The 21,144-nt window shown below is 38.0% G+C and carries 16 protein-coding genes and 1 pseudogene; 11 read left to right on the forward strand and 6 right to left on the reverse strand.

Going from position 1 to position 21,144, the window contains the following annotated elements; translation table 11 throughout:
* Window positions 1-446: 446 nt before the first annotated feature.
* Window positions 447-4,277 (reverse strand): bifunctional proline dehydrogenase/L-glutamate gamma-semialdehyde dehydrogenase PutA, encoded by a 3,831-nt coding sequence (gene putA / locus PING_RS08075; protein WP_011769911.1) that lies wholly within the window; start codon window positions 4,275-4,277, stop codon window positions 447-449.
* Between the two features lie 1,131 nt (window positions 4,278-5,408).
* On the opposite strand from putA, the gene PING_RS08080 reads away from it, so the two are divergent.
* The 8 genes and pseudogenes from PING_RS08080 to PING_RS08110 all read left to right on the forward strand — a co-directional run bounded on the left by PING_RS08080 (window position 5,409) and on the right by PING_RS08110 (window position 14,270).
* Entirely contained in the window at window positions 5,409-6,419 is a 1,011-nt protein-coding gene (locus tag PING_RS08080; RefSeq protein ID WP_011769912.1) for a M23 family metallopeptidase, read from the forward strand.
* Window positions 6,323-6,796, forward strand: coding sequence for a bactofilin family protein (locus PING_RS08085; protein WP_011769913.1), 474 nt, complete (start codon window positions 6,323-6,325; stop codon window positions 6,794-6,796). Before PING_RS08080 ends, PING_RS08085 begins: the two co-directional genes overlap by 97 nt.
* 141 nt (window positions 6,797-6,937) lie before the next feature.
* A pseudogene (locus PING_RS08090) lies at window positions 6,938-8,273 on the forward strand (IS4 family transposase).
* Window positions 8,274-8,507: 234 nt separating this feature from the next.
* Window positions 8,508-9,854: a DASH family cryptochrome gene (locus PING_RS08095; RefSeq protein ID WP_011769914.1), complete on the forward strand. Its 1,347-nt coding sequence runs from the start codon at window positions 8,508-8,510 to the stop codon at window positions 9,852-9,854.
* 6 nt (window positions 9,855-9,860) lie between these two features.
* A complete protein-coding gene (locus PING_RS08100) occupies window positions 9,861-11,414 on the forward strand; it encodes a cryptochrome/deoxyribodipyrimidine photo-lyase family protein (RefSeq protein ID WP_011769915.1) in 1,554 nt (517 codons plus the stop codon).
* 6 nt (window positions 11,415-11,420) lie between these two features.
* Complete coding sequence (locus PING_RS19860) at window positions 11,421-11,603, forward strand: DUF2256 domain-containing protein (protein ID WP_011769916.1); 183 nt, start codon at window positions 11,421-11,423, stop codon at window positions 11,601-11,603.
* 89 nt (window positions 11,604-11,692) lie between these two features.
* Window positions 11,693-13,243 carry a cryptochrome/photolyase family protein gene (locus PING_RS08105; protein WP_011769917.1) on the forward strand — a complete coding sequence of 517 codons (1,551 nt, stop codon included), beginning with the start codon at window positions 11,693-11,695 and terminating at the stop codon, window positions 13,241-13,243.
* Between the two features lie 268 nt (window positions 13,244-13,511).
* Window positions 13,512-14,270, forward strand: coding sequence for an IS5 family transposase (locus tag PING_RS08110; protein ID WP_011769918.1), 759 nt, complete (start codon window positions 13,512-13,514; stop codon window positions 14,268-14,270).
* Window positions 14,271-14,827: 557 nt separating this feature from the next.
* Here PING_RS08110 and PING_RS08115 read toward each other — a convergent pair.
* Window positions 14,828-15,460 (reverse strand): MarC family protein, encoded by a 633-nt coding sequence (locus PING_RS08115; protein ID WP_011769919.1) that lies wholly within the window; start codon window positions 15,458-15,460, stop codon window positions 14,828-14,830.
* Between the two features lie 1,190 nt (window positions 15,461-16,650).
* On the opposite strand from PING_RS08115, the gene PING_RS08120 reads away from it, so the two are divergent.
* On the forward strand, window positions 16,651-16,923 hold the full coding sequence (locus PING_RS08120) for a hypothetical protein (RefSeq protein ID WP_011769920.1): 273 nt from the start codon (window positions 16,651-16,653) through the stop codon (window positions 16,921-16,923).
* An 86-nt stretch (window positions 16,924-17,009) separates the two neighbouring features.
* The gene (locus PING_RS08125) at window positions 17,010-17,699 is read left to right on the forward strand and encodes a hypothetical protein (protein WP_041766203.1); all 690 of its coding nucleotides are present in this window, start codon (window positions 17,010-17,012) and stop codon (window positions 17,697-17,699) included.
* Between the two features lie 3 nt (window positions 17,700-17,702).
* On the opposite strand, the gene PING_RS08130 is transcribed toward PING_RS08125, so the two are convergent.
* Together PING_RS08130 and PING_RS08135 are read right to left on the reverse strand one after the other, a co-directional pair.
* Window positions 17,703-17,903 carry a hypothetical protein gene (locus PING_RS08130; RefSeq protein ID WP_041766206.1) on the reverse strand — a complete coding sequence of 67 codons (201 nt, stop codon included), beginning with the start codon at window positions 17,901-17,903 and terminating at the stop codon, window positions 17,703-17,705.
* 79 nt (window positions 17,904-17,982) lie between these two features.
* Window positions 17,983-18,204 (reverse strand): hypothetical protein, encoded by a 222-nt coding sequence (locus PING_RS08135; protein WP_041766209.1) that lies wholly within the window; start codon window positions 18,202-18,204, stop codon window positions 17,983-17,985.
* A gap of 140 nt (window positions 18,205-18,344) precedes the next feature.
* Here PING_RS08135 and PING_RS08140 point away from each other — a divergent pair, with 140 nt between their 5' ends.
* Complete coding sequence (locus PING_RS08140) at window positions 18,345-18,635, forward strand: DUF6482 family protein (protein WP_011769922.1); 291 nt, start codon at window positions 18,345-18,347, stop codon at window positions 18,633-18,635.
* 152 nt (window positions 18,636-18,787) lie between these two features.
* On the opposite strand, the gene PING_RS08145 is transcribed toward PING_RS08140, so the two are convergent.
* A complete protein-coding gene (locus tag PING_RS08145) occupies window positions 18,788-19,153 on the reverse strand; it encodes a DUF4113 domain-containing protein (RefSeq protein ID WP_041766213.1) in 366 nt (121 codons plus the stop codon).
* Between the two features lie 504 nt (window positions 19,154-19,657).
* Window positions 19,658-20,419: a PEP-CTERM sorting domain-containing protein gene (locus PING_RS08150; RefSeq protein ID WP_011769923.1), complete on the reverse strand. Its 762-nt coding sequence runs from the start codon at window positions 20,417-20,419 to the stop codon at window positions 19,658-19,660.
* Between the last annotated feature and the right edge of the window lie 725 nt (window positions 20,420-21,144).

The raw sequence follows: 21,144 nt of genomic DNA on the forward strand, positions 1-21,144 counted from the left end.
TTCCTGCACCTTGCCCGGGAAAGAGTCATTGCGGATAGTGATGTATTTTCTAATAGCAGCACAGTGCAGCGAGGGTGCGTTGCGGTATTGGGATTAGCAGGTCTTTGCCAAATTTCATTCCCTAAGGGATTTCAAATATATGTCAATATGGAAAATATGAGGTGAGATGTATTTTCATTTTATGAAAAATGACGTTTTATTCCACCTATACACTCTTCTACCTACACACAAGAGTGGCTTAAAGTAAATGTTGTCTAGGATTGTCAGCCTCGAACGTCGTTGTCAAGCTATAGTAAGATCCTTTGCCCTACGATTACCACATGTTCTAAAAGTAGGGCAGAGGCGCGTTGCTGATTTTTTTTGTCAATAAGACATTAAGATGATGGATCCTCCGTCAAGGGTTTCGCTTCGAATGTTAGTATCCAAAACGAACCGCTCCTTGATCGTTAATCTTCTTCATCTAAGGTCATGAGTGACGTATTACCACCGGTCGCGGTGGTATTAATACTGACAGCTTTTTCTGTTAATAATCGCTGCATTAAATTATCAACATATTTTGAACTGATCACCGGTAAAATTGCACCTTGACGTTCTGCTAATTTCTCACTGATATAATGTTCACGGTCGCAATGACTATCAACAACAACACCTGATAATCCAGGCTGTGCCAGCAACGTTGTTAAATGGCATAACCGGGCAATTTGAAAAATATTCTCATCTTCCCCTGTTGCAATAAGTTCATCTCTAAAAGCGATTGCTTGATCATAAAACAAGTCAGAGACAACGGAGATCACGGTATTACCCGTTGCCAAAGCCGTTACGACAGAAAGCAACCAAAAGTGAAAACTAACATTCTCGTCAGCAAAACAGATTATGTTGCCACGATTTTCTAAATATAGAATATTAGACTCACCTGTTGGACCTGGTAAAACGGTTGGTTCTTTCAAGTGTTTTTCAATATCAATTAATTGTGAGCGCGCCGCTTTTAAAGTATTAGTTAAATCGTCTGCTAAATTAGTAATGATATCGATATGAGCTATTTTTGCTAACACTTCGCTAACACAAGATATACGGGTATTTAACTCGGTCAAGCGCCAGATTTTTTCTGCTGTCCTCGCTTTGTCCATAAATAATACTGCTTGCGCATCCGTATCGCTGTTTGATGCTTCTGCTTGCTGTGGTATTAAATTAAGTTTCTTGGCAGCGGGCGTTGTTATTTCTTTAACTAAACGCGTTAAATAATATGGGCCACCTGCTTTTGGCCCTGTACCTGAAAGACCACGACCACCAAAAGGTTGCACACCCACAATAGCGCCAATTATATTGCGATTTATATACACATTACCTGCTCGTGATAGCTTCGCCAACTTTAAGGCTCGCTGTTCAATACGGGTATGGATACCCATCGTTAAGCCAAAACCTGTGTCGTTAATATCATCAACGACTTTTTCTATTTCATCGCCTTTAAAGCGAACAATATGAACACAAGGGCCAAATACTTCCTCCTTCAGCGCGCTAATATTCTCTATTTCATAAAGTCGTGGCGCAAAAAAGAAATGTTCGTTATCTGCTATTTCATTTGTTATCTCATCAGAAATATCGCATTGATATAATAGTTGACCATGGGTTTTCATATAGTCACTGTGAGCATTGAGTGAATCTAGCGCTTTTTGATCAATAACAGGACCTACGTCAGTACTCAGTTTTTCTGGGTTACCCACATGCAATTCTGCTAATGCGCCTTTAAGCATTGTAATAACATTATCAGCAATATCTTCTTGTAAAAATAACACTCGAAGTGCAGAACAACGTTGACCTGCAGATTGAAATCCTGAAGAAATAACATCATCAACGACTTGTTCAGGTAGGGCGGTAGAGTCAACTAACATACAGTTTTGACCACCCGTCTCAGCAATAAACGGCACTTGATCGCCACCTCTATCAGCCAATGTTTGCGAAATTATAGTCGCTGTTTTAATAGAACCAGTAAAAATAACCGCTTGAATACGTGCATTAGGAATAATAACTTTACCCACATCACTACCCTTTGCAATAACGGCTTGTACAACGCCATGGGGTAATCCAACCGATGTCATTAGTTCAATAGCGCGCAATGCAATTAAACTTGTTTGCTGGGCTGGTTTAGCTAACACTGTATTACCAGTAGCAATGGCAGCAGTCACTTGCCCTACAAATATAGCTAACGGGAAGTTCCAGGGGCTGATACATAACACCACACCACGGGCTTCTATACGATCATCTTCTGCAAGTTCAATCGCTTGTTGTGCATAATAGCGACAAAAATCAACTGCCTCTTTGACTTCATCAATACCATCTTGTGTCGTTTTCCCTGCTTCCTTAATGCATAAGGCAATAAACTCATCCATATGATGTTCAAGAACATCGGCAACACGGCATAATAAGTCCGCACGTTCAGATACAGACGTTTGTGACCATGAAGCAAATGCATTGTGAGCTGTTTCGACCATCGCGAGCATTTCATCCTTGCTGTGATGTCGTTGAAAACCAATAATTTCACTCTGCTTTGCTGGGTTTCTAATAGCGATAGAACCTTCTGGCACATCATCTTCAGAGAACAAGTTATTCACAAGCCAGTTATCCAGTGATGTTTTTAAAGGGGTTACTGTATTGATATCTGTTAAATCTAGGCCCTTGGAATTATCTCGACCGACACCTTTTTGATCATGGTATAACGCGATGGGTTTGATTATCTGGCCGTTATATTTGTCTTTTAAGCTATGCATTTTTTCAACGGGATTGCGAAGCAAAGATTCGATCGGTTGTGAGTCATCAATAATGGCGTTAACAAAAGAAGAGTTAGCGCCATTTTCTAACAAACGACGAACTAAATAGGCGAGTAGATCTTCATGAGGACCAACCGGTGCGTAGATGCGACATTGAACATTTTCATTTGTAACAACTTGATCATATAACGAGCCACCCATGCCATATAGACATTGGAATTCAAAACTTGTTTTGTCATTGCCCGCCAGCTCAAGAATAGTCGCGACAGTGTAAGCATTATGCGTAGCAAACTGTGGAAAGATGGTATCTCTATATTCTAATAATTTTTTCGCACAGGCGATGTAAGATACATCAGTCGAAGCCTTGCGAGTGAATAGCGGAAAATGCTGATAACCCCCTTTTTGGCTGTTTTTAATCTGAGTATCCCAATAAGCACCTTTTACCAAGCGCACCATCATTTTTCGGTCAACACGGATGGTTAGTTCACGTAACCAGTCAACTATAAAAATAGCGCGTTTTTGATAAGCTTGCAGGGCCATCGAAAAGCCATTCCAACCTGCTAACTCATCATCACTAAATACCGCCTCAATAACATCAAGGGAGATATCTAATCGCTCAGACTCTTCCGCATCAACAGTTAAACCAATATTGTAGCTTTTGGCTTGCAAACAAAGTGCTTTAAGTTTGGGAGCAACTTCAGCCATTACCCGTTCTTTTTGTGCAAATTCGTAACGAGGATGAATCGCAGTAAGCTTAACTGAAATACCAGGCACTTTGCGAGGGTCGTTCTTACCCGACGCACGAGCAACTGCGCCAATAGCATCTATAGCAACTTGATAAGCTTTAAAATACTTTTCAGCGTCACTCATGGTTCGCGCACCTTCACCTAGCATGTCGTAAGAATAGACGAAGCCTTGCCGCGCTTTCTTGGCAGCATGATCAGTAGCATCTTGAATAGTTTCGCCCATAACAAACTGCTCACCCATAATTTGCATGGCGTAGTTCATTGACTTGCGAATGACAGGCTCACCTAATCGACCAATAACCTTCTTCAATAAATCAAAGCTATCTTTTTCGCGTTCATCAGCATAGTCAACCATCTTTCCGGTCACTAATAACCCCCAAGATGAGGCATTAACGAACAGTGAATCACTGCTGCCTAGATGACTGTCCCACTGCCCTTTAGATATTTTGTCACTAATGAGGGCATCTTGGGTATGCTTATCTGGCACACGTAATAAGGCTTCGGCTAAACACATCAACACCACACCTTCTTCACTTGATAATGTGTATTCTGCCAGTAAGGCATCTACCGCACCGTTTCCCGATTCATCTTTACGTATTTTCATAGACATTTTACGGGCTTTTTCCCACGCTCTGCTTGCTGCATTATCGTTAACTTCTGCCAAGGGTAAAATATGCTCTACCGCAATACTTTCATCAATACGATAGAACTCGCGAATTTTTTGACGAATAGGGGACGCTGTGATGTTTGAATTATTAAAAAGCATGTGCTTCACCTCAAAATTTTTTTAAATAATGTATTACAATAACATAAGTTAATTACAATTTAATTGACTGCTTCGATTGAATGTAAAATTCAGTTGGTGTGAATCCACAGAAGCTCATATTATAATTAGGGTACTCCCCATCATTTTTATGCAGATTAAGTTAATATTTTTCGCTAATCAAAATAGTGGTAAGACTCACCACTGAAGACCAGTTCACTAAAATATCTGAATGCACTTTGGCCCATAGAAAAGCACCTAACCTAAAGACTTACGTTGTCCATACGACCTAATAATGGCGGCTTGAAGTCGGGCAATGAATTTACAGGCAACTCAGATTCTAGTGGGGAAATTTATGTGTTACTTTTTTATGGCGAGGGGGACATAACACCTTAGCATGTTCACTCAATTTGATGCCGATTTTAATCTATTTAGCTCGCTTTGTGAAAGGGTAGGTGAGGAGGCATTATAACTATTTAGAAAATTATAATGTAGAACAATAGTTCGACTCCCCAAATCAACTGTAGGACGAGGGTCCGACCTCCCAAATTTAGAGATACGTTAAGTCCTTCAACCCTGTCGCTTGAGCGACATTATCCTGTACGTAGATGTGTTAATAACTTGCCTATTTGAAATTTCCATTAACCACAAAGCAACATGGATTTTTGACTCCATTTCGTGGAGTGAATTAATTTATCTGGCTCGCTTTGGGAAAAATAGAGCGTGGTGATAGCTTGACTTTTCACTATTTAAGGCTCGAAGAGGTGGCTTAGCTTTTTGTTCTTTCATATCAATTTGAACAACCGATATTAGCTTATATGCCAGTTTTTTTGGTTGTGTATATACGTGAAAGTATTAAGGTTTAATTGATTATAGTATGATATTTATTTTAACTTTATGATTTAAAAGAATATAACTTATGGGTGCCCAGCCTTTTTGTTATGTGTAAATATTGTCTTGCAAGTGACTCTACAGGGAAGAAAATTCAATGATCATCTCGTGATTATTAGAAATTGAAATGCAAAAATACTTTATATTACTTTAAAAGCAGTTATTATTGTCAGCATCTGATCAAAATATAAGAGATTTTAGCACAATGATGGAAATATTCTCAAACGGCAATTATCTACTCTCATGAAAGATAAATCAATTATTACCATCTCTACCATTAATGGTACAAGAGGGTTTCATCTAGCCCCATGGCACTTTAAAACATTTAAAATAGTCTCTGCATTAATTGTATTTTTTTTCCTAGCTCTCACCATAAATTTATTTGAGCTCTCTGATAAAATGGACCAAGTGACTCTTTCTGAGAACCAATTAATAAGCCAAGCAAATAAATTACAACACCAATTAATAAGCCAAGAAAATACATTGCAAGGTACCATTACTGATTTAAGTGATGAAAAGCTAGAACTTAAACAAGACATAAATCAACGTGATTCTATGTTAGATAAGTTTTACACACGATTAAATAATCTAGAAAATTACTTAGAAGGTGATTCTTCGCTTAATGATACAAAACAAAACTTAGGTGCCAGCGAAAGTATTGATAGTCGTTTAAATGCAGCAACCATAAACTCAGCACTCAGAATCAACTTTCTACGCAATGTACCTAATGGATCACCAGTAAAAAAAGCTCGATTATCATCACAATTTGGATACCGCACTCACCCTGTGACCAAGAAACGGAAAAAGCACAGAGGTTTGGATTTTGCAGTTAATACTGGAACGCCTATCTATGCCACTGCAGATGGTGTTGTTGAAATGGCAAGGAAAAGTAATTTAGGCTCTGGAAATTTTTTACGTATTCAGCATAGCCATGGTTTCAGTAGTTCTTTTTCTCACATGAAATCTTTCAAAGCACACAGTGGTCAGTTTGTTGAAAAAGGGCAATTAATTGGATATTCTGGCAATACTGGTATGTCTTCAGGTCCGCACTTGCATTATGAAATTCGTTTTGTAGGACGAGCCTTAGATCCACTCAATTTCGTGAGATGGAATAATGATAACTTCGATACAATATATGAAAAAGAAAAGGGAATAAAATGGGATTATTTAGTTCAAAAACAGGAACAACAGATCAACATTCAACTGCAACTGTTATCGCAACTGGATGCAGCATTACTGGTACAGTCCAATTAGCATGCGACATTCAAATTGACGGTGAAGTTGAAGGGAAAATAATCTCTGAAAAATCAATTGTCATTAGCCATTCAGGTAAGGTCAAAGGCGAAGTTTATGCTAATAATGTCATCATTAATGGCACTCTAGAGGGAACTGTTCACGCAGATAGCATAGAAATTTTAGAGAAAGGTCAAATTAATGGATCGATATACACTGATAAGTTAAGTATCGATAAAGGGGGATTATTCCTAGGCAATACTAATCCTAGAAAAAATGATCAAGTAACTAGCATCAGTAGTAACGAAAAAGAAATGTTGATAAAGCCTGAGAACAAAAGTAGTCACGAAAAAGAAATGTTGATAAAGCCTGAGAGCAAAAAAAACATCAATAAATAACAAAGATTAATATGTCTTAGACAGTCATCGTCACTAAAATCAATGGGGTTAGGCATTTAATGCCGATCAGTTAAGAAAAATCTATTGATTTTTAGCTGAATGAGATCAAAATCCGATTTTCACTTAACATCGGATTTTTTTATACCTTTAGATTATGATTTCCACTCTCTTTCTACTTTCTGCCCTAAAAATTTTCATTCATTATCAGAAGTACTGTCCCCTGATTTAATTGATACTTGCCTTAAAGAATCAGGCGTCGTTACCCTAAAAAAGCGTCGATTATCCGTATAAATGATGGTCTGGAGCGTTATTGGCATGTCTATTTTTAGACACTTACCGATAAGCGATATCGTTAATCAGCTTGACATTATGCTACCGGGAAAACGACCATTTTGCCTCGTGCCGTTGTTCAAGCAAGGCAACGGCTAGAGGCAGATGTTGTAAAACGTATTTTTAATTAAACTCAACAGCTATCGCATGAAAAAACACCTTCTCCTACTTTTTGTGGTTTGAAACTGCTTGGAGTCGATGGTGTTGTTTGGCGCACACCTGATACCAAAGAAAATGAAACTGCTTTTGGGAAGTTACATAACAACAAGCGCGGGTTTGCTCATCCACAAATTCGAATGGTATGTCAAATGGAGTTTTATTAGCTGACTCTTCATTTGATAAAGTAGCTACTAATGAGATGAATTTGGCTGCCGATTTAATCCCTTCCACACCCAAAAATTCATTAACTTTATTTGACAAAGGCTTTTATTCTCTCGGGCTATTAAATAAATGGATGAATACAGGTATAGAACCCCATTGGCTGATTCCTTTGAAAAAAGGAACACAATTTGAAACGGTTAGAAAATTCAGTGGGCGAAACCAAATAATACGTTTAAAAACAACACCACAAGTAAAACGAAAATGGGTTGATTTACCCGATACTATCGAAGCTCGTTCAGTGAAACGCATCATTAAAGGAAAGTCGTACTCAATTCTCACCTTGATGACAAACCTACTACGATATCCTGTTGAAAATATTGCTGATTTATATCCTCATTGTTGAAAAATCGAGTTAGGGTTTAGAGAAATGAGTTAGGGTTTAGAGAAATGAAACAGTATATGCTTAAAAACCAACTAACATTAAAAAGCAAAAAACCAGAAATGGTGGAGCAAGAATGATGGGGTGTTTTACTCTCGTATAATTTAATTCGTTTTCAAATGGCCAGAATGGCACATAGTTTAAAAAGAAGTAATACCCTATCAGCTAAGTTTTAACCGCGCCCGGGCTTATGAGTTAGCGATGTTACCGTTTGTATCTCTGGGAAAAATACCTAAGGTAATTAATGGATTGATTGATATGCCGGAAGCCTTTGTATTACCAGAGCGGCGGGAAAGAGCTTACCCAAGAACAGTTAAAGCAAGACCCAAAAGATACTCAGAGAAAAAAGGTAAAAATGCCTATCAGCTCTTAACTGACAGGCATTAATATTCAGAGCTGGTTTGCATATCCTCTACATTTAACAACAGCAATATACGCTTAATAAAAATGCTGTTGTTGAAGGCTTGAGTTTGCTTTTGATCAGCTTGTTTAATATTTAACTTACCGCCATTGAAGCGCTTAATTCAATGGCGGTAAGTTAAAGCAGGTGATAACTGAATTATTTTGATCTAAGTGCTAGCTTTATGCGTATAACTTTTTTTAACTAATTGAATTATATCCATGAAACGTACCTTATACTGGGTGAATAAAGATCTTCGTATCAATGACAACGCCGCGCTTAACTTAGCCAGTAAAAGTGATCGTCTGCTTTGTGTATATGTTGTTGATAAACAGTCCTTTGAAGCAAATAATTTTCAGTCAAAACCTTTAGGCGATATCAGGTGGCAATTTTTACAAGGCTGTTTAGAGGATTTTAATGAGAGCTTATCAAAGCTTGGGCAAGCGATGCATATTGTTTATGGCGATACCTTATCCACCTTAATGCGGCTCTGTGAAAGCTACCAGATTACTGATGTAATCACTACGAAATTACCAGGCACTTATGAAAATAGGCTTATTACTCAGCTTAACGAGCGCCTGCCTGAATTGACCATTGATCAAGTAGACCAATTTACTTTATTTACCAAAAAATCATTGCCTTTTGAGCTTGATGAATTACCAATTAGTTATTCTAAATTTCGAAAAAAAATGGCTGAAGTCATTATTCCCGAGCCAGTGTCAACTGTGCAATCTCTGCCTAGCATGTTTGACACCCTACCGGCGCCAACTCGCTTTAAGCCTGAATGGCTACCCACCGTAAGTGCTATCAAGGCCAAGCAGGGTTTTGAGTTTGAAGGGGGTGAACAACAGGGCTTAAAGCATCTTAGGCAATATTTTTCATCAAATTCCCCCGCAGAGTATAAGCAAGTCAGAAATAATTTAGACGGTTGGAAAAATAGCAGCAAGCTATCGCCGTGGTTAAATTCCGGCTGTATTTCTGTGCGCCAAGTGATGAATAACCTTGCTGAATTTGAACAGCAGCATGGCAAAAATAGTTCAACCGAATGCCTGTATTTAGAATTACTGTGGCGAGAATACTATCAATGGGTACATTATAAAGTTGGCGCTAAAACCTACCAATTTAAAGGTCTTGCTAAACATCGCCCCCTAACAACATTCTATCCTGAACGCTTTAATAAATGGTGTTTAGGCAATACCCCTTATTCCTTGGTTAATGCCTTTATGCATGAGTTAAGACAAACCGGGTATTTAAGTAACCGAGGTCGCCAAATTGTTGCAAGTTGCCTAGTTAATGAACTCAGTGTTGATTGGCGCTATGGTGCTGCCTGGTTTGAAGAGCAGTTAATTGATTATGACGCTGCAGTTAATTGGGGTAATTGGCAATACATCGCTGGCGTAGGTGTTGACCCTAGAGGTGGCAGACATTTCAATATTGAGAAACAAACTACACTTTATGACCCTAATGGTGATTACCAAGCACAATGGATAGATCTAAGTCAGCAAAGCACTCAAGCCAATCAAGCACTAGACTCTGTCGATGCTGCAGATTGGCCGGTGCTGCAGTAAGCTAGAATGGCAGCTAATATCGCGGCAACTAATATCCGGGCAGATAGTGTTGTCAATATTGTTTGGTTAAAGCGTGACCTGCGGCTTAGCGATCATCAGCCGCTGAGCGAATCAATTCAGTCGGGTTTAACTCTATTGTATTACGTTTTTGAGCCTTTATTAATAGCAGATCCTCATTACGACAAACGACATTGGCGTTTTATTTGGCAATCAATTGAAGATATTAACACTCAGCTCAGCGCTTTTAATGCCCAGATTTATGTTTATTTTGGTGATGCGGTTGCCGGCCTTAATGAAATTCAGCAGCGCTTTAACATTACCGGTTTATTTAGCCATGAAGAAGTCGGCTTATTGTCTACTTTTGAGCGCGATAAAGCGGTTAACAAATGGTGTAAAGCACAAAACATTGTTTGGCATGAAAGTGCATCAGGAGCGGTAACTCGCGGTAAAAAAAATAGAAATAATTGGGACAAAGATTGGCGTAAGATAATGAAAGCTGAGTTATGTCAGCCAGCGTTGTCTTGTAACACACTGCTAAGTAAGCAATGTTTAGAGCGGTTACCTCAGTTTATTTTACCTGTGTCGTGGTCAACACCTGACGATTTTATGTTAAAAGGTGGTGAGCTTTGGGCGCAAAAAATGCTGCAGTCATTTTTGAATGGCCGAGGTAAAAACTATCATTTTGACATATCCAAACCGCAGGCAAGTCGTAAAAGTTGTTCACGGTTATCGCCTTATTTAGCTTGGGGCAATATAAGCTTAAGGCAGTTCTATCAAATCATTTTAATGAAAAGACCACAAAACGGTTGGAAACGACCGATAGATGCACTGGCATCTCGGCTGCATTGGCATTGCCATTTTATACAAAAATTTGAAAGCGAACATCAAATGCAGTGGCGTCCGGTAAATCGAGCTTACAGTAATTTTAGCTATCCTGACCTTCACTGTGGTTTGAGTGTTGAAACGCGATTAAATAAATGGAAAACGGCGCAAACAGGCTATCCGCTAGTTGATGCTTGCATGCTTTGTTTAATAAAAACAGGGTATATAAATTTTCGCATGCGCGCGATGTTAGTCAGTTTTTTGTGCCATCATTTACTGCTAGATTGGCGTTTAGGCGTTAGTTATTTAGCGAAATTATTTCTCGATTTTGAGCCAGGAATTCACTATCCACAATTTCAAATGCAGTCAGGGGTAACTGGCACTAATATCATTCGGGTTTATAATCCAGTGAAACAGTCATTGGAAAAAGATAAAGATGGTCTATTTATTAGAACATGGTTGCCACAATTATCAGAGTTGCCAAATGAAATTATTCATACCCCTTGGCAATTATCGCCAATGGAGCAACAGCTTTATCAATGTCAATTAGGTGAGACTTATCCTTTACCTATCGTGGATATCAACGAAACAGGTAAGATTGCCCGCGATTTACTCTGGGGTTTTAGAAAGCGATTTGACAGTAAAAAAGAAGGTCAGCGCATTGTAGCAAAACATGTTCGAGCGACTAAAAAACCGACGAAAGCAAGAAAGCCTAAACCATTAGAAAAGTTAATATGATAAGCGATGCATAAAAAATTATTGTTACCCCATAAAAATTGTCTCACCTGTAAAAAAGATTTTCTATGGCGCAAAAAATGGCAAGCCAATTGGGAGCATGTGTTGTATTGTTCAGAGCGATGCCGGCGCAATAAAAACACGATTAATAGTTCACTTAATAGCTCAATCGATAGTCCAAAAAAGAGCTAAACTCAAACTCAAACTCAAATTTGAACTTAAACTAAACAAAGCGCTAAATCTGGCGCTAGCCAGCGTTCAAATCAAAGTAAGGTAAATTCATGACGGCAAAACACCTCAGGCTTATATTGGGTGATCAGCTCAACCCTATGCACACTTGGTTTGAACATATCGACGCTGATGTTGTTTATGTCATCGCGGAGCTTCACCAAGAGGCAAACTATACCAAGCACCATGTGCAAAAAATAAGTGCATTTTTTGCTGCCATGGCTAATTTTGCCCAAGACCTTGAAAGTAAAGGCCATCGGGTTTGTTACTTAACCTTAGATGACAGTGCAGCATATCAAGATCTTCCACAGCTGATAAAAGCATTAGTTGCACGTTATGCTTGTCAAAGCTTTACCTTTCAACGGCCTGACGAATATCGCTTACGAGCTCAATTAGCAGGCATGTCAGCGCAGTTAGCTTTACCTGTGGTTGAAGTCGACAGTGAACATTTTTTACTGCCTTTTGATGAGTTACCTAGTCATTTTAAAGCGGCAACGCACGTAAGAATGGAGAATTTTTATCGCTTGATGCGTAAGCGTTTTTCTATTTTGATGACGGGCTTAAAACCGGCAGGTGGTGCATGGAACTTTGACGCGAATAATCGTCAATCATTTAAGCAAGCTGATCTCAAACTTATCCCCAAACCTTTGGTATTTGACAACTCAGCAGACGAGTATTTACAGCGTATAAAACAGCATAATATTAATACTATCGGGCATGAGTCGGCCAATGTTGCTTATCCCATTAATCGGCAACAATCCTTAGTATTACTGGATTATTTTTGTCAACATCAGCTGGCTAATTTTGGCAATTTTCAGGATGCAATGACTGTCGCGTCGCCCTACGCTTGGAGTTTATATCACTCGCGTTTAAGCTTTTCACTTAACTGTAAAATGCTCAGCCCAATGGAGGTAATTGAAACTGCGCTTATCGCTTATCAAGATTCTGCGGGTAAGATCACATTGGCGCAAATTGAAGGTTTTGTTCGGCAAATTCTAGGCTGGCGAGAATATGTCAGAGGTATGTATTGGGTTAATATGCCGAATTACGCAGAGCAAAATTTTTTAGGTGCTAAGCGCAACTTGCCTGCTTTTTTCTGGAATGCTGACACTAAAATGCAGTGTTTAAAAAGTGCGATATCACAATCACTGGAGCATGCTTATGCCCACCATATTCAACGGTTAATGATCACAGGAAATTTTTCTTTATTAGCCGGTATTGCGCCTAGCCAAGTTGATGACTGGTATTTAGGCATCTACATAGACGCGATTGAATGGGTAGAACTACCCAATACTCGCAGCATGGCGCTTTTTGCTGACGGTGGTTGGATTGCAACAAAACCTTATGCAGCAAGTGGTAATTATGTGAATAAAATGAGTGATTATTGTAAAAACTGTCATTATAAAGTGAAAGAAAAAGTCAGCTCAAATGCTTGCCCGTTAAATAGTTTATATTGGAACTTTATCGACCAAAACTATGACAAGTTTGCCTCAAACCATCGCATGAGCTTCCCTATCCGTAACTGGGATAAAGTTGACCCGGCGCAAAAAATTGCCATCAGAGAAAAAGCGGCCGAGTTATTAAATGATTTAGACAAGTTATAGATTTACTCCGTAGTTTTGTAGCGTAAATTAAAAGCCTTTTTCCACAACACCGTTTGGCGGTTTTTTTGTAGGTTGGACTTTAGTCTGTCAACCGTTAAACGGGTGATTAATATTTATTTTTACTCTGTGCTTTTATTATTTATCGCATTGATTTATTTTAATATTGAAAGCAATAACTAGGGCGTGTTGATCTTTCGAGTATGATTTTTAAACAGCATGGTAAAGCGTTATAATTTATTTCGCCAAAAACTAACTACAACACTAAACCATGCCTAGATTAATGTTAACTGATAAACGATGGGAAATGCTACTTCATTTAATGAAAAGCACAGGTCGTATTTATAATAAGCCAGAGCACAGGAATACTTTTGAGGGAATTCTCTATCGACTTAGAACGGGTATTCCCTGGCGAGATTTACCCAAAGAGTTTGGTGGCTGGAGTAGTATCTTCAGGCGTTTTAACCTTTGGTCTAAGAAAGGTATTTTATCCTACCTATTCAAAGAGTTAGCAAAGGATTCCGATTTTGATTGGGTGTTTATAGATGGTTCAATCATTCGTGCTCATCAACATAGTACAGGTGCAGCTACAACAGATAGCGAATGTATAGGTAAAAGTCGTGGCGGTAACGCTACAAAAATTTATCTCGCGGTAGATAGCAATGGTTTCCCTATTTATTTTGAACTATCGGAAGGTCAAAGAAACGATATAACACATGCTCAAAGTTTAGTAGAGCATACCTGTCAGGCTAAAATAGTGATTGCAGATAAAGGGTACGATAGTGATATATTTAGGGCGTTTATTGAATCGGAAGGGATGGAATCAGTTATCCCTAAACGGAAATATAACGGTGAAAAGCAAAAAGATGTTGATTGGTGCCTATATAAATATCGCCATTTAGTAGAGAATGCATTTGGCCGCATAAAGCATTTTCGTTCTATATCAACCAGATATGACAAGTTGGCTAGAAATTATGCCAGCATGGTATCACTGGCATTTATGATGATGTGGTTACCGATGTATTGTTGAGTGTATTTTATACAGCAAAGATCAACACGTCCTAGTGATATTCATTGTAAAATCTTTTTTGTCTTTCGCATTTGTAGTAATGCACTCTTAATTATAGTCAATACTACAAGTGTTGTGGTTGAGTGATTTTGGCCACAAGTTTGTAAGTCGTGGGGGCAAATGACTTTGCTCAAAGTGTGACATTATCGAGATAGCTTTTTGGGGCAATGTTTGATGCGTTCAATGATTGCAATAGATACAGCGTTTTCAAATGTTTATCATAGGTGAACATATATAGCGGTAAAATGGGATAAATATTGTATAGAGAGCGTTTGCGAGTTAGCTTTCTAAGTCGCTTCGGGGCACGTTGCACCTTAGCTTTTTGTTCTTTAATATCAATTTGAACAACTGATATTAGGTTATACAACAGTTTTTGGGGTGTGGGTGTACGTGGTAGCATCAAGGTTTAATTGATTAGGGTATAATATTTGTTTTAACATAATGATCTAAAAGAATATAAGATATGTCCAGCCTTTTTTCAGTAGTGCAGCTTTGCCGTATCCGGTTGAATAAGTTTGTTAGAGGGCAACCAGACCACTTTGCTTAATGCCATCAAAAATGAATTGAACTGCCAAGGCAGTCAACAATACGCCCATAACACGGGTGATGACATGCATTCCCGTAATGCCAAGCAAATTTTGGAGCTTGCTTGCAAGCAGCAACGATATGAATGTCAGAAACAAGATTGCCAATAGCGAGAAAATGATTATCACCTGACCCGTTAAATCTCCATGCTGATTAGCCATAAGTAAAATAGCTGATCCCATTGCACCTGGTCCCGCAATTAGAGGTGTCGCTAATGGAAAAACTGAAATATCCGTTTTGGAGATCGCTTCTTTCTCCTCATCGTCGGTGGTAGATGTACCTCCTGAAGACCGCGCAAACACCATATCAATACCGATAAGCAATAAAAGAATACCACCGGCAGCTCTCAGTGCTGCAAGAGATATACCGAGACTAGATAACAGCAATTCTCCGACCAACGCAAATGCTACCAGAATAGCGGTACCAATTAGCGTGCCACGAATAGCCACCGTCCGTTTTTGTTGATCAGTTTGATTTGCTGTTAACGCAGCAAATACCGCGGCAACATCTAATGGCCCTATCGTTGCAAAGAATGTTGCTAGTGCTAATCCTGCAGTTTCAATCATTGGATTTTTGTCCGGTTATTGCCCTCTAACGAGGCTGTATAAATTCTCCATTTGTAGGGGAAATATACTTTTAATAAATGTTATCGTCTTTTTTAAAACAACGTGTTAAAAAGTTAATTTTTTCGGAAATTTATAAAAAGTGAGTTATTATACCGCCTATCGTGGTAGAGCGATCTTTTACCAGACATACCTCACTCAGATTTTGAGGTGCGGAATTAACGCATCCGCCTCTTCAGTTACTATTCACTCATGTAAAACATGGCTAGTACCAGTAAACTTCCATATTTCGCTTTCTGAGTATCAGTACCTTAATTTCAAAATACGTTTGTATCTTATTGAAATAAAAATAATTATAACTTCGCCGACCACTTCGCTTATTCAACTACTTGTACAGTGTATGCAAAAAAAATTGTATAATGCGATCAGCTTAGACTGTTATCGGGTAATCCAAAGTTATTTTTAAATCCTAGCAGTTTTTGTTTTTATTGTGGTAACCACTCTCTCAATTTCAGTGATCGTTGCGCTTTTATCCATTGGTAATATTCGAACAGCGTAGCTTTCTGTTTCTTAACAGTATTTTTTCTTCTGAGTCTCGCTTTACCATTGGCATATGTTCTCCCCTGTGCCTTAAATAGTGAAAATTTAAGCTATCGCCGCGCTCGCTTTCTTTCAAGACCTAGCGTCGTAGGGCCCACGTGAATTTGGCCATGGTTTTCTTGTCTTATAAGTCACGATCGTGGAGGTGGGGGTAGCGAGTTAGATTTTTGAGGTGCAAAGGGCACATAGCTCCTTAGCTTTTTGTTCTTTTATACCAATTTGAACAATCGATATTAGCTTATATGCCAGTTTTTTGGTTGTGGGTATACGCGGTAGTATTAAAGTTTTATTGATTAGAATATAATATTTATTTTAACGTGATGATTTAAAAAAATATAAGGTATGGGTATCCAGCCTTTTTTTTGAAGCTAATGCGTTTTAGTCATATTGACTCTAGTTAACTGTTAATATTGAATAGATCATTTCTATGTGTTATTTGAATAAAATAACTTTAAAAAATTGGCCGTTCCAAAACCTTAAAAATTAAATGATAATTTTAACCTCTCACACTTTTTCCAGAACCCTTATGTATGTGGCGCACTCATTAATTGCGCGTTTACAATAAAATCATAATTAAAAAGGAAGGGTAAAGTATGAATAATAAAAAAGCATATATTTGGAAACTCGCTGTATTTTTGCATGCTCAAAAAATGGTAATGTCTGGTGAGGAGTTAGCTGAGCACCTGAATAGAAACAATTTCCTTACTAGTTATGGCACTGAATATCAGGGTGGGCGCGGTACTTATAAACTGATTAAACAGACATGGGAGTGGCTAGAAAACGACCTTGTGTTAAATTCAGAAGCACAAGCTGTTGCGTTGGCATTTGTTAAGCAAAATGAAGATACGCATACGAATAAACCATAGCGTCTTGGTACTCTCCCTAACTCGCATTGCAGGAGAATAATAATGCACATATTAATTTTAAGAACAGATGCAAGAGATATCTATTTATGCGATTAATTGTTGCTATTTTTTTTCTTGTTATGCTTACTGCGTGTATTGGAAAAAATATTCGCCAATTTAAAATTGAAAATGTTGCTAAAGCAGATATTGACTTAGTAACTGATATTCATATTGAACAACTTCAAAGATTAACTAAATATCTTACCGTGAAACTTTATAAGAGAAACCCGAAAGAGCTGAAAAAAAATCCAGAGATGACTATTGATAAACGTATTTATCAATTAATGAAAATAAGAAAAAATCCTAAAGAGGCATTAGCTGAATTAGGTCATTTAGATAATGTTGCAGCTTTAAATTTAGCCTTTTCTGAGGATTTTTCTGGAGATCGGGTCTTTGCATTAATGGCTGGTGTAACTGTAATGCTCAGTAATTCTTACAATAATCAATTGGAGTTCTATATGCTTGATGATATCGATCAACAAAAACTCTATAACAGTGCTCGTAATCTAGAAATCATCTCTTGGAAGTTAAATAATTTAAAAGATGAGAATGGTAATGTATTACTGCTTAGCAATGGTTATAGTGCGAATGGAGTTGCTAACTATAGTTATGAAAGAGTGTTAAGCCAGATGATTATTATTCAAGATATGATGGCTATACTTATTTCAGATAGCACTAACCGTACAATAAATAAAGTTGTGCACGGGCTTGCTTCCTTCTTCTTTATTCCGGTTTGATATCTATTGATAGTTGTCACTGGTTCGGTTGAAGTCGGCAAGCATGTCAAGCATGTCAAGCAGGGAGCTATAAGTGACAATCTGAGCAGCTTCCCTAGACTCGCCCTCGATATTGAAAACGTTCCAATACATCAGGCCAGCACTTGCCGATATGGGCGACAACAGGACAGTCAGTAGGGTCAGATATTTTTTTATTTTTGTCATGGGATTAACCCCAAAACGCTACGCCATAAGTTTCCTATATTTGCAATGTCCGCACCATGATCATAAGTAACTGAATTGCTTAACAATAACTACTCGGACCAATTGTAAATAATGCCGATGTGTAAAGAGAGCCGACAGAGTTGTGCTGCATTGATAGATCTTTTGCCATTTGAATGTTTGAGTCTGTGATCGTTTTCTCTTTTTTAGCTGGCAGATAATTGATGATCGCGATCTCTGATTGGCTCAAATCAGCTTTCACAAGTGATTTAAATAGCGACTTTATCGTTTCATTATTAGTCATTTACTGATGTCCTTTTGTGTTAGCCGCTAGTCAACGGTTACTAACCTACACTCATCTTAAAACACACTTATTTGTTCAAAAATTGAACTATACTTAAGTTTGTATCGTAATACCCCCATAAACGACTCTAGGAGATTATTATGCAACTATCTGAAATCAAATTAGCCATATCCCAACACGGTACACATCCGACGATTATTAGCTATGCCGACTCCAATCATTACTTACTGGGTATTAAAGACGAAAAGGGCAGTTTTCAAGGCGCCCGCAATAAAACAGGGGTGTTACTCATTCTTAACTCAATCGAACAAGCTAAAGACTTATTGAAACAACAAGGTATTCATTACGCCATCATAGAAATTCAAACTGCATATGATGAAATGGTCGGTGATGGTAAGGATGATCATTGTCGTTACCGAGCTGAATTTTAATATCGGACCTCAATTTGGGATGAAGAGATGGGATAAATTGATAAAAATTAGTTTCTTTTTTAGTCAGTTTACTTGCAAGTCACTAATATGAGACGGGACATTTATAGTGCAAACAAGGTGAATTTAACCGTCAACAACCTATATTAGGTATATCATGCCAGTTCGTTGTGCACTGCGTTTAAAAATTGTCGTCGCATTGCCCACTTTTCATTTGTCCCTTGGCTGGCGATGAATGCGGCATTTGTACCGTATCTTTGGTTAATATTACCCAATAATTTCATTAATACACCATCATCTTTATGCGCATTAAACAGTTCAAATTGTTGATGCTGTTCACTGCTTAAACCCAATAAACCCATACCAATTCTGTAATATTGGATACCCGTTTGAAAAAGTGAATCAAGATTTTTATTGATCGCTTTGATTAATTCAGGTGTGCTATTGGTTGCAGGGGTAAAGTGTTTAAAGATTTTAAAACTACGCGGCTGTTTATCAAAAGGGCTGTTTGATGTGGTCAACTAATGCAAATAAACGCTCATCAGAAAGGTTATAACCACCGAACATTGGTGCGGAAAATGTTTCAATGGTCGTTCAGGGGGTTGTTATACCTCAGCCAAGACTATATATAACTTCTACTTTGAGGAAATTTACTTTGTGGGTGTAAAGCTGGAAGGATTCAAAATAGGTACTGATATCGTTTTATTGCGCTGATAATCGCTAAATAAATTACTTAGTTATCGCTTTTACTCTAACAAGGTAGATAAATAACACAGTCTGAGTCAACACATAAGCATAATATGATTAATACAGATTTTTTTTAGAACAGTTGCGTCATTGAAGTTGTACATTCTGGATTAAAATTTAAATATTGACATCAATGATGTTTTTGTCGATTCATTTTTTTCGGTGTAAATTAATCCGGTTTATATTAAATAATTGTCTGTAGTGAATATTTTTTTGTTAAAACGGACAATTAAAAATTGTGACTAAATATATTTGGCTATTCAAAAGCACTTTACTTTTTATGCATTTTCCCTAACGCGCTGAAAACCTAATCCCATTAAACCAAGCATTATTATTGTTACCGTTGAGGGTGCAGGCACGCTTGCCAGAGTTAGCTTGTCTTCAAATTCAAATGCAAACCTAGCTTCAGGATCCCCACTAAACGGGGTATAGATATCTAAACTGCCTGTTAGATCATAAATATGATTACTATAAAGAGGTATCTCAGCGCTATCTGCACTACCCCTATAAAAGAAATCCCAGACTAGAATTCCCGATGTTTCATCATAGAGACTCAGCATTGCGGATCCGCCCATCGCTTCCGCAAATAGATATATTGATGAGTCACCTTCTGTCACTAGAAACTTCAGATTCATAGTGGTCTCAGCCAAGGCCATACCAGATCCATATCCAAGGCCACCCATCCATCCAGCATTTACTGTAAATTCGTAACCAGGTAAGATACCCCGACCGGCATAGTTGATAGATGAATATGAAGTGGAATCAATCATATTTCCGTCGGAAATATAGGCAGTTCTATCTCCCGTAAGGTGATAACCACTAAATACTCCTCCAGGAAAAATAGGACCGGAAAATGTTTCAATGGTTGTGCCGGGATTGGTGACAAGGCAGCTATCACAGTCCTTGCTGCCGCCGGGATAATACGTCACTTGCGCATATGCGTTAGTCTGGTCTTCCAGTATATTTATTAATGCCGCATTAGCTGCATGGGCAGATAGGATGCTAGCAGTTATAATGGCTGCTTGTAATAATTTTGACATGATTTATTACTCCACTTGAATTAACGTAGCGCGCACCCAATTTGACGTTATTGTCTACGGAACCTACTATCAAAAAACGATGAGTAATGGTTCACTTAGCTTTCGCTGTATGGCTGATGGATAAAATCATCATATGTATTTCAAATCAGTTGACTCTAGAAGTATAGTAAAGATAAAACAACACCACAAAAAATCTTTTTGTGGTGTTGTTTTATCTTATAATGCCACGACTAAGACGACGGCAAGATATCGTTGTAACTTGTTGTTTTACTTGCTAAATGTTTTCATCCTATATTGGCTTCTACCCGATTAGCAGGGGCAGCGAAGCCTTGTCTCTACCTCTCGTTTGATACAAAAGCATCTATTGTGAAATTGAAAAGGTAGCCAGGGAATTGGTTTTTCATTAAGATAAAAAGAGATATTATCGATAACAACATAACAACAGGGTCTTCAATACTGGAAATTATTTTGACCCGGTCACCGCGATGCTTGCAAGCCATAAAATCAGCCGAAAAACATTACGTTGAAAAAGTGATTATTCCAGATTTGATTGAATCGTTGGAAGCATTAATAAACGATACAATAAAATATAAGAAAGCCGCTAAAAATTTGTAAATGAATAAAAACTGGATTGAGGATGTTGTTCTTGTCTATCCGCAAAACTACTTTTAGAGTTAAGAAAAATCTATTGATTTTTAGCTGAATGAGATCAAAATCCGATGTTC

This window comes from Psychromonas ingrahamii 37 (assembly GCF_000015285.1).
GTDB lineage: Bacteria > Pseudomonadota > Gammaproteobacteria > Enterobacterales > Psychromonadaceae > Psychromonas > Psychromonas ingrahamii.